Source organism: Acetobacterium sp. MES1, from assembly GCF_002237635.1.
In the GTDB taxonomy this organism is placed as follows: Bacteria; Bacillota; Clostridia; order Eubacteriales; family Eubacteriaceae; genus Acetobacterium; species Acetobacterium wieringae.
In genome coordinates this window covers 1-15,017 of sequence record NZ_MJUY01000033.1, presented here as the reverse complement: position 1 = coordinate 15,017, position 15,017 = coordinate 1, and the positions used below count along the sequence as shown (strand labels likewise).

17 protein-coding genes are annotated in these 15,017 nt (G+C 46.9%); 9 read left to right on the top strand and 8 right to left on the bottom strand.

What is annotated here, in order from left to right; all coding sequences use genetic code 11:
* Positions 1-222: 222 nt before the first annotated feature.
* The 4 genes from BI182_RS10460 to BI182_RS10445 all read right to left on the bottom strand — a co-directional run bounded on the left by BI182_RS10460 (position 223) and on the right by BI182_RS10445 (position 4,837).
* Complete coding sequence (locus BI182_RS10460; RefSeq protein WP_286807786.1) at positions 223-405, bottom strand: hypothetical protein; 183 nt, start codon at positions 403-405, stop codon at positions 223-225.
* Positions 406-553: 148 nt separating this feature from the next.
* Positions 554-2,179 (bottom strand): sensor domain-containing diguanylate cyclase, encoded by a 1,626-nt coding sequence (locus tag BI182_RS10455; RefSeq protein WP_286807785.1) that lies wholly within the window; start codon positions 2,177-2,179, stop codon positions 554-556.
* Positions 2,180-2,375: 196 nt separating this feature from the next.
* Positions 2,376-3,281, bottom strand: a complete 906-nt coding sequence (locus tag BI182_RS10450; RefSeq protein WP_070369836.1) for a patatin-like phospholipase family protein — start codon at positions 3,279-3,281, stop codon at positions 2,376-2,378.
* Between the two features lie 182 nt (positions 3,282-3,463).
* Positions 3,464-4,837 carry a phosphatidylserine decarboxylase gene (locus BI182_RS10445; RefSeq protein ID WP_286807784.1) on the bottom strand — a complete coding sequence of 458 codons (1,374 nt, stop codon included), beginning with the start codon at positions 4,835-4,837 and terminating at the stop codon, positions 3,464-3,466.
* Positions 4,838-5,128: 291 nt separating this feature from the next.
* Here BI182_RS10445 and BI182_RS10440 point away from each other — a divergent pair, with 291 nt between their 5' ends.
* Positions 5,129-5,779, top strand: a complete 651-nt coding sequence (locus BI182_RS10440) for a DUF3786 domain-containing protein (RefSeq protein ID WP_286807783.1) — start codon at positions 5,129-5,131, stop codon at positions 5,777-5,779.
* Between the two features lie 64 nt (positions 5,780-5,843).
* Here BI182_RS10440 and BI182_RS10435 read toward each other — a convergent pair whose 3' ends face one another.
* The gene (locus BI182_RS10435) at positions 5,844-6,947 is read right to left on the bottom strand and encodes a GGDEF domain-containing protein (protein WP_286807782.1); all 1,104 of its coding nucleotides are present in this window, start codon (positions 6,945-6,947) and stop codon (positions 5,844-5,846) included.
* Positions 6,948-7,165: 218 nt separating this feature from the next.
* Complete coding sequence (locus BI182_RS10430) at positions 7,166-8,173, bottom strand: diguanylate cyclase (RefSeq protein ID WP_286807781.1); 1,008 nt, start codon at positions 8,171-8,173, stop codon at positions 7,166-7,168.
* Between the two features lie 354 nt (positions 8,174-8,527).
* On the opposite strand from BI182_RS10430, the gene BI182_RS10425 reads away from it, so the two are divergent.
* The 5 genes from BI182_RS10425 (at position 8,528) to BI182_RS10405 (ending at position 12,126) form a co-directional block, all read left to right on the top strand.
* Positions 8,528-8,758 carry a hypothetical protein gene (locus BI182_RS10425; protein ID WP_286807780.1) on the top strand — a complete coding sequence of 77 codons (231 nt, stop codon included), beginning with the start codon at positions 8,528-8,530 and terminating at the stop codon, positions 8,756-8,758.
* A 347-nt stretch (positions 8,759-9,105) separates the two neighbouring features.
* Positions 9,106-9,999, top strand: a complete 894-nt coding sequence (locus BI182_RS10420) for a PLP-dependent cysteine synthase family protein (protein WP_148636590.1) — start codon at positions 9,106-9,108, stop codon at positions 9,997-9,999.
* 529 nt (positions 10,000-10,528) lie between these two features.
* The gene (locus BI182_RS10415; RefSeq protein ID WP_286807779.1) at positions 10,529-10,957 is read left to right on the top strand and encodes a diguanylate cyclase; all 429 of its coding nucleotides are present in this window, start codon (positions 10,529-10,531) and stop codon (positions 10,955-10,957) included.
* 7 nt (positions 10,958-10,964) lie between these two features.
* Entirely contained in the window at positions 10,965-11,255 is a 291-nt protein-coding gene (locus BI182_RS10410) for a GGDEF domain-containing protein (protein ID WP_286807778.1), read from the top strand.
* Positions 11,256-11,547: 292 nt separating this feature from the next.
* Entirely contained in the window at positions 11,548-12,126 is a 579-nt protein-coding gene (locus BI182_RS10405; RefSeq protein WP_286807777.1) for a hypothetical protein, read from the top strand.
* A gap of 206 nt (positions 12,127-12,332) precedes the next feature.
* Here BI182_RS10405 and BI182_RS10400 read toward each other — a convergent pair whose 3' ends face one another.
* Both BI182_RS10400 and BI182_RS10395 read right to left on the bottom strand, forming a co-directional pair.
* Positions 12,333-12,962: a DsbA family oxidoreductase gene (locus BI182_RS10400; RefSeq protein WP_286807776.1), complete on the bottom strand. Its 630-nt coding sequence runs from the start codon at positions 12,960-12,962 to the stop codon at positions 12,333-12,335.
* Positions 12,963-13,070: 108 nt separating this feature from the next.
* Positions 13,071-13,571, bottom strand: coding sequence for a GNAT family N-acetyltransferase (locus BI182_RS10395; RefSeq protein ID WP_286807775.1), 501 nt, complete (start codon positions 13,569-13,571; stop codon positions 13,071-13,073).
* A gap of 38 nt (positions 13,572-13,609) precedes the next feature.
* Between BI182_RS10395 and BI182_RS10390 the strand changes: the two genes are divergently transcribed.
* From BI182_RS10390 to BI182_RS10380, 3 genes are read left to right on the top strand one after another with little or no spacing between them, the layout of a single operon-like run.
* Positions 13,610-13,870: a hypothetical protein gene (locus BI182_RS10390; protein ID WP_070369827.1), complete on the top strand. Its 261-nt coding sequence runs from the start codon at positions 13,610-13,612 to the stop codon at positions 13,868-13,870.
* Positions 13,867-14,241, top strand: a complete 375-nt coding sequence (locus tag BI182_RS10385) for a GntR family transcriptional regulator (protein WP_286807774.1) — start codon at positions 13,867-13,869, stop codon at positions 14,239-14,241. The genes BI182_RS10390 and BI182_RS10385 overlap by 4 nt, the downstream gene beginning before the upstream one ends.
* A gap of 2 nt (positions 14,242-14,243) precedes the next feature.
* Positions 14,244-14,927 (top strand): ABC transporter ATP-binding protein, encoded by a 684-nt coding sequence (locus BI182_RS10380; RefSeq protein ID WP_286807773.1) that lies wholly within the window; start codon positions 14,244-14,246, stop codon positions 14,925-14,927.
* Positions 14,928-15,017: the final 90 nt, after the last annotated feature.

Below are 15,017 nucleotides of genomic sequence, written 5' to 3'. Positions count from 1 at the left end.
CTTACCCATTTGATGGTGCCTGATGTGATTTCTGTTCGTCAGACCGGAAGTTTGCCGCCGGCTTCCTTCAGATTCCCCGTCGCCGGGGACACCCTTGCCTTAAGCTATGCACTTGGCACTATCTACCCGTGCTCGGGACTTTCACCCGTTAGATTGCGCCCATGCCGGGCGCACCCACGAAAAAAAGTCCACTGTGTTTACAATGGACTTTTTTAAATTTAATTAACTGATCTGTTCATAACTGACAAAGGTCACATAGTCGTATTCACAATCCATCCGGGATTCATCACCCTTGGGAATGGACTTAATCCCACCCACCAGTTTGCCGCCTCTTTCAAACGCCTCACTGAGTTTGCGGTGAAAATCCCGTGCATTGCTGCTAGTAATAATACTTACCTTACTCATTTTTTTACCCTCCTGTGCTACTTCAAAGTTTTCACCCAGTATAGCACAGCAAATAATTGTTAAATAGCAGTAATTTCTCTGCAAACCTTTACCAGTTCAATTTCTTAAGGTTTCTTTCAATTATCCTAAACGGATCGGTTGGACAGCGTCACTCCGGCGACCCCGCTTTGTCATCGGGGACATAATCCCGAACAATTTTTAAGTTCTTTTTCAGGATTTTCTTTTCCCGATACATTTTCTCATCAGCCTGGTTGATAATCGAATCGATGTATTCATTGGAGCTGCCACTAATGGTTTCAATGCCGTGGCTGGCGCTAATCAGGTAACGGCGGTTTTCTGTGGCATTGATCTGTTCATATTCGGCCACAATCCGCTGCCACGCTGCTTCGGCCTCCGCTTCGTCGAGTCCTTCAAAAATAATCAAAAACTCGTCCCCGCCCAGTCGGGCCAGAAAGTCATTGCTGCGGATATTATTTTGAATGCCCCTGGTTACCGCGATAATCAGTTCATCACCGGCATCATGCCCGAGAAAATCATTAACATCCTTGAGGCCATTGATATCAATAAAACAGACCGATACCAGCTTTTCGTTTTTCTCAATATTTTTATAGAGCTGCTTCAGTTTTTCAAAGCCAGTGCGACGGTTAAAGACCCCGGTCATGGCGTCGTACTCCGAGTAATATTTGATTTCGTCATTCTTCACCTGATTGATGGTCAGAATCACTCCGGCAAAGACTGCCAGCGTCAAGATCAGCAGATAGGCAAAGAGATTATTACGCAATACCAAGAGCATTGTTGCAGCAAGACTACGGGTCAACAGCTGGCCTTCCGGGGTTGTGGCCGGAATAAAGGAGACCATTGTCCAATCTCCCAGCCCCGGCGCCAGGGTATGGTGCAAATCCAGTTCCAGTTCGGTAGCGGTAAGAATATTGGTATAGGCAAATACCCCGGCGGTCGTAGTCAGGGTGCCATTTTTTTGGCTTTGGATGGTCGACCAGACTTCTGGAAAATCGGTTTTAAAGCTGTCGTTTAGGCGGTTGTCGTACATAAATCCCCAGGCCCTGTTCGGATCAGCACTGTTATACAACCAATAGCCATCGGCATTGAGCATAAAAACCTGGCCTTGGCTGGCAGTAGCAATTTTTTCCACCTGCGCCAGCAGATCATTGGCGGTATAATTCAGTACCACCAACCCCAGCAGCTGGCCTCTGGCACCATAGTAAGGGGTTGCCAGGCGGATCATCGGTTTGATTGGCTGCTCAATCTGGTCGTTTTCCTTGTTTAAATCCAGTGGTGACACATAAATCTGGTTTTGGGCCAGATTTATGCCCGCAGTAAAATAATAACGGTCAGCCTTGTTCTGAAGATCGTCGCTATCGGTCAGAGTCGCACCATTTTCATCATAATTAACCCGAATCACCTCGTTACCATCAACATCGATAAAACGAATCTGGTCATAGATCATTTTACGGTTGGCAAAGGCCAGCCAGTGGTCTTCGGCGTCCGAGTAATCTCCCCGGCCGTTATCCCCCAGGGCCAGGGCATCAGTGGCATAGAGCAGATCGGTGGCCAAACGGTTAACCTTATTTGAGATAATCGTTTTTTCGACTGCTACCAGCTGTTGCTGCTGAGCCAACAGCTTATTTTTCTGGGCGGTATCGGCATTGATCTGGATCACCAGGGTGATCAGAAAATAGCCCAGACTGAGAATCAGGAATACCCCGAGGGTATAGAGTATCGTTTTTTTCGTATCTTTAAAGGTTTTATCGATCAAGGTTTAAACTCCTTTGTGGTAATCAAATCGCTCATTGCAAAACCGCCATGAGCTTTGCGCCCAGTTTCGCAATTATCCTGTAATCACGGTCATTGGCATCGGGCCCAGTCATTTCATTTTACCCCAATCAAGCCCTTAAAACAAGGGTGGCCGTCAGTTTTTCTGTTAATCCCAAGGTTTTAAAGGCGCGGAATTTTCAGGCCATGCCCAGAAAGCGCAGCCACTTGGGCAAATCCCGCTGGCCCTGAGCATAGCCCTTTTGGTAGCTGTCGGCCAGTTTGTCGAAACTCACCTCCCGGTTTGATACCGGCATGGTCTCAGGGTAAACCAGAAAGGCCCGGCCCTGGCGCTCCAGAGCTTCCAGCTCATCCAGCGTTTTATTATAAATGACGTGACGATTAAGCATGGCCTGGGCCACCTTGGGATAGTTGCGATAGTAGGCTCTGATTGCGTGTTTAAATTTAAGCGGTGATTTCCGGTAGCCCTTTTCCCGGGTCAGCACCACAAAAAATTTCTGGTAGCCGTCCTGTTTGGCAATGTCCAATGCAATCCCGCCGCCCAATCCGCCATCCACAAAGGAGCGGCCATCGTAATCGGTAGGCGGCATAAAAATCGGTAGGGACGACGAACCCCGGACAATTTTCATCAGGTCTTCCATTGCGGTGATGTCTTCCTTGCGGTAATAGAGCACCTTGCCCAGGCGACGCTCAAACAAACCAATCCGCAGCTGCGCCGGATTGGCCATAAAGGTGTCAAAATCCAGTGGCAGGGTTCCTCCCGGCAGGGAGGTTTCTTCATAAAGATAAGAGGATCTGAAAAAACCCTCACCTTTTATAAACGATTTCCAGCCACCGAACTTTGGATCCTGGGCAATTTCCACAAAGGAACGCCGGGCCCGTTCCGGATCCCGGGATAAATAATTGACGCAATGGCTGGAACCCGCCGAGATTCCGGCCACATAGTCAAAGTGAAGCTGATTTTTAAGCAACGTATTTAAAAAACCGGCGGTATAGCTGGCCCGCATGCCCCCACCTTCAAAGATCAGGGCGGTATCCTTGATATTACTTTTAATGGTCTTGCTGGCTGTCTTGTTTTCTTCCATTTTGTCTCCTGTATCTGTGTTTCGTGTTTGTCCCTGCTTAGTTTAACTGAAAAAACCGTCAAATTCAATCCTTATCACGGGGAGTCAAAACAAAGCCATCCTCTCAGAAAGAAAGAACAGCTTTGTGACGAGGAAAACTTTAGCGATGCCCAACCGTTTTTTTTGATTCCATTTATTGCTGCTTAAACCATTTTTGATTTTTTCGTTACCAGCGCAACGCCACCGACCAGCAGGATGGCCAGAACAAGGGGAATGACATTTTCCCAGACTTCGGTCTCGACATAGGCCGTCGGGTTCCCGGTCAGAACGCCATAGGCCTGGCCCATCAGTAGGTGCTCATAGCCGTCACCGTTGCTGTTTTTGGCAGCAGTCATCGAAAAACCGGCGCCATTCTGGAAGATCATTACATAATCAGAGCCACCAAAAAGGAAATAGCCCAACATATCTCCTTTTTTGACAACCATTCCGGGTTTGATATTCTCTTCAAAAAGCACCGATGAGACCTGGGACATCCCCACCGGAATCAGGGCTACCAGACCGTAGTCGGCCGTTTCAATCACCACACAGCCCCGGGTTTCGACTGCCTGCCAACCATAGTCCTCGGCATTAAGCATATAGCGCTGGGCTTGTTCGTCCCAGTAGGTGATACCACCGACCGCATCGTCCTGATATATGCTACGGACTTCACGGATCGTCCCGCCGACCGGGAAATGAAAGCGATGGTAATCCTGAACATTCAGAAAGGTATGGGTCAATACCCCACCGGCAAAGGCGTCACTGTATTCACTGCCGGCCCCGAGCAGCGCCGGTATTGAATCAAAGGTCAGGGATTTAATTTTCACACCATCACCGACAACCCGGGAATCGCCGTCGATCTGCCAGACCCCCTGGGGAACCGAATCCGCTGGTGCCACTACGACAGCCTCGTCCTCCGGTGCCGCAATCGGACGAACATCTGGCGAAACCAGGTAGCGGCTAAAAAAATCGTTAAAACTGTGCCAGTTGGCAGGATCTTCATACCAGCCATTCTGTAAACCAAAATCGGGATTGTTATAGGCGATCTGATAATAGCTGTCATTCCATGAGTCCGGGGTACTCAGGTATTGGCCCCATTCTTTGGTGAATTTAATCATCCAGGAACGGTAGGGCTCATGGTATTGCAGCGAATTATTATAATACCCCATATCCGCCAGCTCTTCTAAGGGCTGATCGGTGATGAAGTAAAAATAATCCAGACTCTGATCGATCTGGTCATAGAGGGCCGGGTATGTCTCACCGACATTGGGTAGAATCGTCCAGGGCATGGCTTTAGAAGCCCAGTCAATGTAGTCATAAAACGCCTCCAGCGACTGCACCGGATTGGAGTTTTTATCAGGATTAACGGTTTTTGCCTGGTCAATCGATTTTTCCAGGAGTGTTTGCAGCTCCGGGTTATGGTCTACCATTAAGATCAGTTCCTCAGTGATGGGCTCATGTACCGGGTTTTGGGCCCAGGCGACAGGGGTTGACAGCAGCAGTAAACTGACAACCAGAAACAGTGATACCAGCTTTCTCATTCGCTTCCTCCAAAATAAATTTGCGATCCATTCCTGAATCTAAAATCTATATACCCCGATCAGCCCCAACTATGTCAGCGCTCCGAAAAAAAGCAGTCAAACCGATAAACCTGTCCGTTTACTCTGCGACGCTTTATAAAGGGCTCACTAAACACTGATTCGCCGCGGCGGCAGCAAGCAAATCCGATACTTTTGGGTTGTGTTAATCCCGCCATCCTGTTAAACTGAAGCTGGTACCCTGGCAAAAGCACTTAAGCCCTGGTATGGATAAAATTTTAAAAGGAGTCATCGATGTTAAATGATACCACTAATAATTACCTGAAGGCCTGTGAGACCTGGCGGCAAAAGATTCTGGGGATGCATATCCCGGAGCTGCTTGACAAACTGCCGGAACTTCAGTGTGAAGAAGACTATCTGACGGTGAAACTGTTTGCTAAAAAATTTGGGATGGATTTAAAAACCGGCGTTATTGTCAATCTTGACGATTTTTCGCCTGCGGAGATCATCAGTCAATTAAATATTTATACCTTTCTGTGGTTTTCTACCCCCCAGGCCCGTTGTACCGATTTATGGGTGCCATTCCGGGAATTATCCGGGGCCTCCCCGTTTGCCATGGCCTTTGAGAAAAATGTTCTGGAGCCCCTGGCAATGACTTTTTCCGGCCAGACCGAGGCCCTTTCCCAGGCCTACGAAACCCTGGGTGGCACCCGACTGTCCCATTCTGATGCCGGTGGACTGGTCAAGTCGTTTGACAGCATTCCCCTCAAATTTCTGTTCTGGGATGGCGATGATGAATTCCCGGCTCAGGCCAATATTCTCTATGACCGCAGCGCCACTGATTTCATCCACGTAGAAAGCACCGTCAGCCTGGCCATGGAGGGCATCGAACGACTGGCCGCAGTGGCTGGGGTGGCGATCAAGGGGCCGCTTTTTAAGATGTAGCGGCAGGGGGGCCGCTGATCCAAAAACCACAGATTTCGACTGATCTACCCCCATATAGCCTGGTTCAGCCCTGAACAACTCTATTTTTGCCCTGGGTTTTGGCCGTATCCAGACGCTGGTCGGCCCGACGGACGAGACTGTCCAGTTGATCCCCTTCTTCAAAGGCAGCCACCCCAAAACTGCAGGACAGGTGGCCGACTTGGGCAAAATCATGATCGCCAATGAGCACTCGCAATTTTTCTGCGATTTCGGCCGCCAGGGGCAAGGGGATGTCGGGAAACGTCAGAATAAATTTATCGCCACCCCAACGCACAAAAATATCCGAGCTGCGAATATGCAACTGGATGAAATTGGCCAGCTCTAATAAGATGGCATCGCCGACCAAATGACCGTGCTGTGTATTAATTTCTTTAAAATTATCAATGTCAAACATCACCACCGATAAATGGCCCTGCTGGCGTCGGGCCCGTTCGGTCAGTCCGTCGTAATCCTTATTGAATTTTGCTTTATTATAGATCCCGGTCAGGGCGTCAAATTCAGCCAACCGGATCAGCTCGAGCAGATTCAGATAATGAAACCGCTTGTAGGTGTTGCTGCGGTAGGACGCCAGACTGCTGATGACAATAATCAGCAACACCCCCAGACCTGCGGCCCAGGCATCGGCACTCAGGCCACTTTCGACCACCACCATCACAAAATAACTGACACCCAGCAAAAGCGTGGTAAAAACAGCCAGCAACCAGCGACTATTGATCAGAAAAACCACCAGGATCATCACAATCAAGCTAAGCACCTGAACCAGTGGGGCCACCGGCATCAGGTTGGTGAGCAGATAAAGCAGGGCCAGCCCAACAGCAATTTCGTACCCGGTAAACCAGTAGCTCAGCAAGGTACCTACGGTAGCGAATGAGACCTTAAAAAATAAAAAGAACAGCGCCACAGTCACCACCACAATCATACTGGCAGCGATACGAAAATCATGGTGATCGACAATCCGATCATACACCGGCAGTAACAGTACCAGAAAAAATAATGCCGCCGCCAGAATCCCCAGCCGAATCCAATTGAAATGAGCCACGATTTCTGCCTGATAAAATTCCTGTTCCAGCCGTTCATCCCTGAATTCGCCTAAATAGATCGGTGCTTTGGATTCCTGTTCCGAATTCATTGTGATCACCCTTTCTGTATCGATTGGCGCTCATTATGATCTGCGTGACGCTTCCCACTCAGATTACCATGCCTTTTTTTATTATACCCGAAATGCCTGAGGATACGCAGAACGGCGATTTAAAAACGCACCATCCGCCACTAAAAATGCGACTGGTCCCACCGCAAACAAACCCACTGGATTAATCCCAGTGGGTTTGTTTAGGTTTGATTAAACGCTCATACGCACACGATCTGATTCTTACCGGTTTTTTTGGCCCGATACATGGCATCGTCCACCAATTTAAAAACATTGCGGGCATGATCATCTGCCCGGGAACCGGAAATACCAATGCTCAGCGTAATTGCCAGGGTAATGGGATAATCCCCATTCTCTACCGCCTGCCGCATCGCTTCAGCCAGCTCATAGGCGGTGTCAACGCCGGTTTCCGGCAATAGGATGACAAACTCATCGCCACCCCAACGAGCCACGACATCGGTTTTTCTGGCAATATTTGAAATGGTGGCGGCGACTGTTTTTAATATGTCGTCCCCAATCAAATGGCCGTTTGTGTCATTAATCTGCTTAAAGTCATCAATGTCCAGTAGAATCAGAGCGTAATTTCTTTGAAAGTTCTTAAATCGCCGCTGTTCATTTAACAGGGCTTCTTCGAAATAATGCCGGGAGGCCACCTTCGTCAGACGATCCCGATTGATCAGATCACTTAGTTCGTCATAGGCCTGTTTTAAACTTTTGGTGCGCTTTTCCACCATTTCCCTGAGCAGATGGGCCCGCTCTTCCAGTTCTTTTAATGGAAAGGACTCATCATCGCCATGGACATCGGTGGGAAAGGACAGGTGCATCCCGACGATAGCGACCGTGTCCTGGTGGCGATGCATCACCAGCAGCAGCCGTAAATTGTTGAATTTGACCCGCTGTTCGAGAATCACGGTTTTCATATCAAGCTCCGCTGCCACCAGGGCGTTGTCGGCATCCAGCAACAGAAATTGCTTCTGATGGAAGCTCACCGCAATCGGGTTGGGAGCTGATTCAATATCCTGCTGGTAGAGCAGCATGGCTTCGGCCTTGGTATAGGTTCGTTCTGCCAGACCGGTGCCAAAACCAAGAAATGATTCGGCAAACAAGCTTGCTGTTTTGTTTAGATCACGTTCGGTTAAATAAGCGGTGATGTAGGCGTCAAAGTGTTTCTGGAAAGGGATCAGTTCTTTATTTATCGTTTCATTCATAATTCACCGGGCTGATCTTGACTGCGGCAAGCATCAGCCTGTTCCTTTCTGAAATAGTTTATGTTCGGGGGGGTGGGATTTGCTGACTGAGCAGCCAAGTCATTAAGCCTTCTTACCCGGAATAATAACGCCATCACACGCCGATAACATTACTCCACAGAGATGCTTAAATTGTCCATATGATTACAGTTTAATCGATTACCAGTTGCTTGTCAATCATTGTCTGAACAGTCTGGTCGCACCATTTCATCACCCAATAATCAATTGCATTTAATAACTGTTCGTGCTATACTGACTCAACACCGTCATTGCTTTGGCAGTGGCCTTAACTAATCAATGAACAGGAGAAATAAAATGGAAGACTTTACCACATTAACCAACGAAGAATTAAAAAATCGGTTGGCATACCTGAAAGAAGAATTACAGGATGTCGAAAATGAACGCAGCTTTATCTTTAAGCAATCCGGCATGCATGTTTCCAGCAGCAAAATCTCGATGCAGATGGAAGAATTTGACACCGAAATCAAACGGCTTAAAAGTCAGATTGATGCCTGTACTGAGGCCATTACCAGTGGTGAGTCCTAAGGGCTGACCCCGGGGCAAGAGCAACCGAGGTACAACCGTGACTGCCATCGAAAGGAACCTAACTACCCAACAGCTCTATCAAAGAGCTACATAGCCGAATCATATAAGTGGATGCGTGTTTTTTGAAAGCAATTCCTGCGATTTATCGATATAGTAACCTCTTAACCGCCCGGTTTTATTACAAACCCCGGCGGTTTTTTTCGCTATCCGGTCGCTGCCACCGGCTCGGCAGATTAACCAATTCTTGATCGCTTTTTTTATAAATGATTGTTTTTCTGCTTAATTTTATACTATAATAAGTCGTGACTGAGATTACTTACAGAAAGGATGAAAAATTGAAAACACGCATTTATAATAATATTTTAGAAACCATCGGCCATACGCCGATGGTCCGGATTAATCATTTAAATCCCAACCCTCAGGTGGAAATGCTGGCCAAGTACGAGGGTGTTAACCCCACCGGCAGCATCAAGGATCGGATTGCCTTAAAAATGGTGGAACAGGCCGAGGCCGAAGGTATTTTAACCAGAGATAAGATTATTATTGAGCCCACCAGCGGCAACACCGGCATTGGTCTGGCGATGATCGCCGCTGTCAAGGGCTACCAGCTGGAAATCGTCATGAGCGAAGCCGTTTCCATCGAACGCCGAAAAATGATCCAGGCCTTCGGGGCTACTGTCACCCTGACTTCCCCCAACGAAGGTACCGACGGGGCCATCCGCAAGGTTCGGGAGCTGATTGCTAAGTACCCGGATCGCTACTTTAATCCCGATCAGTTCAGTAATAAATATAATAAGCTGGCCCACTACTCCACCACCGCCGAAGAAATCTGGGCACAGACCGAAGGAAAAGTGACCCACCTGGTGTCTTCCTTAGGCACCTCCGGCACCATTATGGGGGTGGGCATGGGCCTGCGCCATCACAACCCGGAGGTCAAAATTGTGGAAGCCCAACCGGTGCTTGGTCATTATATCCAGGGCCTTAAAAACATGGAAGAAGCCATTGTTCCGGCTCTGTATCAACCCGATGCCATCGATGAACACATCATGGTTGAATCGGAAATCGCCTTTGATTTTGCCCGTCAGATTGTTAAAAAAGAAGGAATTTTTGTGGGTATGAGCAGTGGCGCCGCCATGTATGCCGCCACTGAGGTGGCCAAAAAAATCGATTCCGGCCTGATTGTGGTCATCTTCCCGGATCGCGGCGAAAAATACCTCAGTACCGATTTGTTTAAACTGTAGCATTTATAAATCTGTTTTTATAAACGGTTTTCTAAAACTCAGCATTATAAAAAGTCTTATTCTCGGTGAAAGCACATTAAGTGACAACACTCAAACCAGCGCGTCATCGCTGGCTTTATTTAAGCAATTCCAGAACAATCATAATTCAAGTCAGACACGTGTAAATGTCCTGGCGTGATGTAGATTAACAATCTGTTATCTGTATCATTACATTGAGCTATCCCCGTACGGTAAAAACACCCCTGGCTGATTATCGGCCAGGGGTGTTTTAGGTGTTTAACATCGGGTATGTAAAGTAACATTTTAACCACGGGAGCCATGATTGAATAAGTTGCAATCAATTGTTGCTTAAACGTATGATCTGAAGAAACTGGGCCAGAACACAATATGATAGTATCAAAAGTATGATCGGGTTGTCGTGGGCTGATTCTCATTCATGTCCGTTTCAGCATATCAATGGTGCTGGTATCTAGGCAGATAAAACAATCACAACTGACTAATTTAAAATAGTTTGATTTTTCCATTTATAGTGCATAATAAAAGACTATTATTTAATATCGTGAGGATACCAATTAAAAACGAAGCGCTCTTATCGACTGAGCCAGCGCCGCCAGAATCAACCATTTCATTGATTCAACTAAATACCAACCAAATTAACTTCAAGCGCATCAGCTACTTCTTTTTTGGGATACTCATTATTGAACCGTTTATTATCCTCTTGTTTGATCTGGAAGGTCTACTGCAGTCAACCGCGCAAGAAGCATGGATCGACGCCAGTTATTTCGTTCTCCATTTAAGCCTTTGGTTGATTTCTCTCTGCTGGATTCTGGCACTAAAGCAGAATACCAGTAAAATCGCTTTACTGCTTTTAGATATTGATTTTTTCAAACAAATCAATGATCAATATGGCCATCTGGTGGGTGATCAGGTTTTGTATTCACATCGCCCAAATGATTGAGAATGCGGTGCCTGATAGTTTCACCGTCTCGCGATGGGGTGGCGAAGAATTTCTTGTGGCCGGACCGGTGGTAAGCCTGGAACAGGCATTAAATCTAGCGGAAATGATCCGCGCCCAGATTGCCATCGAGACCTACCCTTCCACACAGTGGGAGATAAGCATTACCACCAGTCTGGGAGTTTCATTGATAACCGGGGATTGCATTAAAAACTTTTATCACTATTTCAAACAAACAGATGACGCTTTGTACCAGGCCAAAGCAAATGGCAGAAACCGGGTTGAACACTCTGTTTTGTAACCTTGCCAAGTAATCACTGCTTTTATTCAAGGTCCATTCAAGTTCCATTGGCTATAAATAATCGGGACACTTTGGCGCATTGTCGTTACTCTTGTTGACACTTCAGACTGCCGGCTAAAAGCCCGGTCACCGTCACTGTTTGAATCCATTTCAACACCATCAAAGTGATCCCCCAATCAGTCAGCAGTTAAGCGTTCTATAGCCATTGGTACAGGTGAATTTATCGTGAATGAGCCTCGTCCGGGCCGGTTTCTCTTGCCTGCTGCAAATTTTACGAAAGGAGAACTCTAAAATGATTAGTTCAATCAGTCAAAGTGGTAGTGCTTCCAGCATTTGGCAGGCTTATCAAGCCAAACTAACGACCGCCAGCGAGACCAGCGATACCGGTGAAACCAGCCAGGTCGATGGCTCCATGCCGCCACCGCCAAAAGGTCCGCCACCACCACCAGAAGCCAGTGCCACATCCGACTCCACCGACTCATCCACCCTGACAGCGGAACAGGAAGATTTAATCAGCTCGCTGCTTGAAGAGTACGACGCCGCTTCACTCAGTGAAGAGGATGCCACCACCATCGTATCAACTTTGCGAGACGCCGGTATTCCTGCTGGCAGCGCCTTAGCTGATGCAGTTGAAGCAAACGGCTTTGATCTCCAGGAAATCCTGGACCTTGTTCCTGCGACAGAGAGCATGCCTAATGGCGGTATTTCGCAAAACTACATGCAAATCCGGGAATCAATGGGCAGCTTAAGCTTCCTGGATGATAGCGAATCAAGCCAAAGCACCCAGACCAACCAATCATTACTATCGCTATTTCAACAATACCAGAACAACCAGAACACCAGTCAGGCCAGTGTGAATGTCCTGGCGTGATATGAATTAACACATTTACTAAACCCAAAGACACCCCTGGCGGATTATCGGCCAGGGGTGTTTTTGTTGTATGGCAACGGAAACGTAACATTATTAAAAAAATTTAAGACAGGGGGCCATGATATAAAAAGTTGCTATTCAAAGTTCTAAGCGGTTCAAAAAAGCCAAACATGGTGCCTTTGGATCAAGTTGAGAACATTTTAATTTTACTCTTTTAGTTCTTCAATCACCGCCACAAAGGTATCCACTGGTTGCGCGCCACTGACAGCCGTTGTTTCGTTAAACAAAAAATAGGGGACGCCATGTATCTGGCGGGAACGGGCATTTTTTTCATCTTGACGGACTTCTTTTTCATACGCCGATGATTCTAAAATGCGTAAGACTTCCACTTGATCTAATCCCACTTCACCTGCAATGGCCGTTAACACGTCAAAATCTGAAATGTTCAATCCCTCCGTAAAATAGCTTTTCATCACCGCTTCGGTATAGGCCTGCTGCTTGCCCTGATCCTTGGCGTAATGGGACAACCGGTGCGCATCAAAGGTATTGGTCGGCTGCAGTTTGTCAAAATTAAAATCCAGGTCAACTTCTCTGGCCGCATTGATGATATTGTTGTTAGCCGCTATGGCCTGTTCCAAACTCATTCCATATTTCTTGGCAATCAGTTGATTAATGTTCTCAACATAGCTCTTCCTGGCATTTGGATCCAATTCATACGCATTAAAAACGATCTCGGCTGCTGCTGTCATCCCTGTTTTTTCGATGGCTAAGGCAAGTTTTCTTTCTCCGATATAACAAAAGGGACAGACATAATCTGACCAAATTTCTACTTTCACTGTTATTACCTCACAATTCTTACCGCTGGCAAGACCTTTCCATTAATTTTGCGTGCCTGACATACCAGCCACTGGTTTACAAACGTTGTGATCCCCTATGTTCGCTAATTATTGGGGCGAATCGAAGCGCAGGATCATATCATACCATTTTGAACCACCATGCACCGATTGCGATTCGCCGGAATTTTCAAACCCGAATTTTTGATAATAATCAATCAGCGAAGCTTTGCAGGTGAGAATCACGCCTTTGCGACTGGCTGATCGTGATACTGCAATCAAATGCTCCATTAACCGGGCGGCGATTCCCTGATTACGATAACCGGGGATCACATCGAGACCAAAAACGGTCTGGTAAGCGCCGTCTGGAACATGTCGATCAGCGTCCTGAAATAATTCATCCCCAATTGTCGTTTCATTGATGACACCCCCATTGATAAACCCGACGATTTTGTGATCCATTTCGGCGATAAAAAAACTCTCCGGAAAGACCTTGATGCGTTGTGCAAATGCGCTCCTGGTTGCGGCCTCGGCTGCCGGAAAGCAGCTGGCTTCCACTGCGGTGACTGCCTTTAGATCTTCAATTGTCACGTTTCTGATTTTTGGTGTCATTGTTTTATTTCTCCTTTTGCATGAATGATTGGGGACTTGTGAAACAGAGCGTACTTTTGCAATTCGTTTGGAATGGCACTATTGTATCATTTAATGGTGTTGTGGGAAAGATTATATCTGCTTTCTGGCAAAAAAACAAACCCACCGGTTTGATACCTGCGAGTATGTCTAAATATGATCCGGATGAAATTTTTATTCTTGACGCTGGTTTTAAACATATTGACATAAAGATGATTGCCAGCTATACTGTGCTTATCGTGCATGCACAGTATTTGAATCTGGAGGTAATAGGAAAGTGAACATCATCATTAAAAATTCTGCTGAAGTGCCTATTTACGAGCAGATTATGAACCAAATCAAAGCTGCGATCCTGTCTGGCGAATTAAAGGAGGGCGATCTTCTGCCTTCTGTCAGAGGCCTGGCCAGGGATTTGAATGTCAGCGTGATTACGACCAGAAAAGCCTATGACTGCCTCGAAGCTGAAGGATTCACCATTAATATGATGGGTAAAGGCTCTTTTGTTGCACCTCAAAACATGGAGCTGTTGCGTGAAACCCGCTTGATGGAAATTGAAAAAAGGTTGACCGATATCCTTGACTATGGTAAACCTGTCGGCATTTCAGGTGCGGATTTAAAAAATATTATCGACGTGTTAATCAGGGAGGAATAAACGTGAATGCAGTTTTAGAAATCAATAACCTTTGCAAAAACTATGCCGATTTCAGCTTGCAGAATATCAATATGTCGCTGGAAAAAGGAACACTGACCGGCTTTATCGGACCCAATGGCGCCGGAAAAACAACCACGATCAAAAGCATTCTGAACATGATCCAACCCGATCAGGGAAAAATCACCGTTTTGGGTTTTGATAGTGTCCACAACGATCTGGCAATCAAATCAAAGCTGGGGGTTGTGCTGGATGACGGTCATTTTTATGAAGACTTGACCTTACAGAAAATGACACGCCTGATTGCTCCGATGTATTCAACCTGGGACAATCAGGCCTATCATGCTTATCTGGATAAACTTGAATTGCCCGAGGATAAAAAGATCAAGCATTTGTCCCGGGGAATGCGGATGAAATACGCCCTGGTGCTGGCCCTTTCCCATGGGGCTGAGCTTTTTATTCTGGACGAGCCAACAGCTGGCCTCGATCCGCTGGTACGAAGTGAACTGATTGAAATCCTCAAAGACATTGTGTTGGCGGACAACAAAACGGTATTAATGGCGACGCATATCACCTCCGATCTTGATAAAATAGCGGATTATTTGTTTTTTATTGTTAACGGCCAAATTATCCTCCACGGGCCAAAGGACGAAATCAGCACCACCCGTCTAACGGGTGGTTTGCTCTGAGGCTATAAGCCTCTGTTACCGGCCGGCGCCTCAAGACGCTGGCCTTCACTTCGTTCAGGCTCTATGGCCTTTGCCACTTTTGCTTGCCCC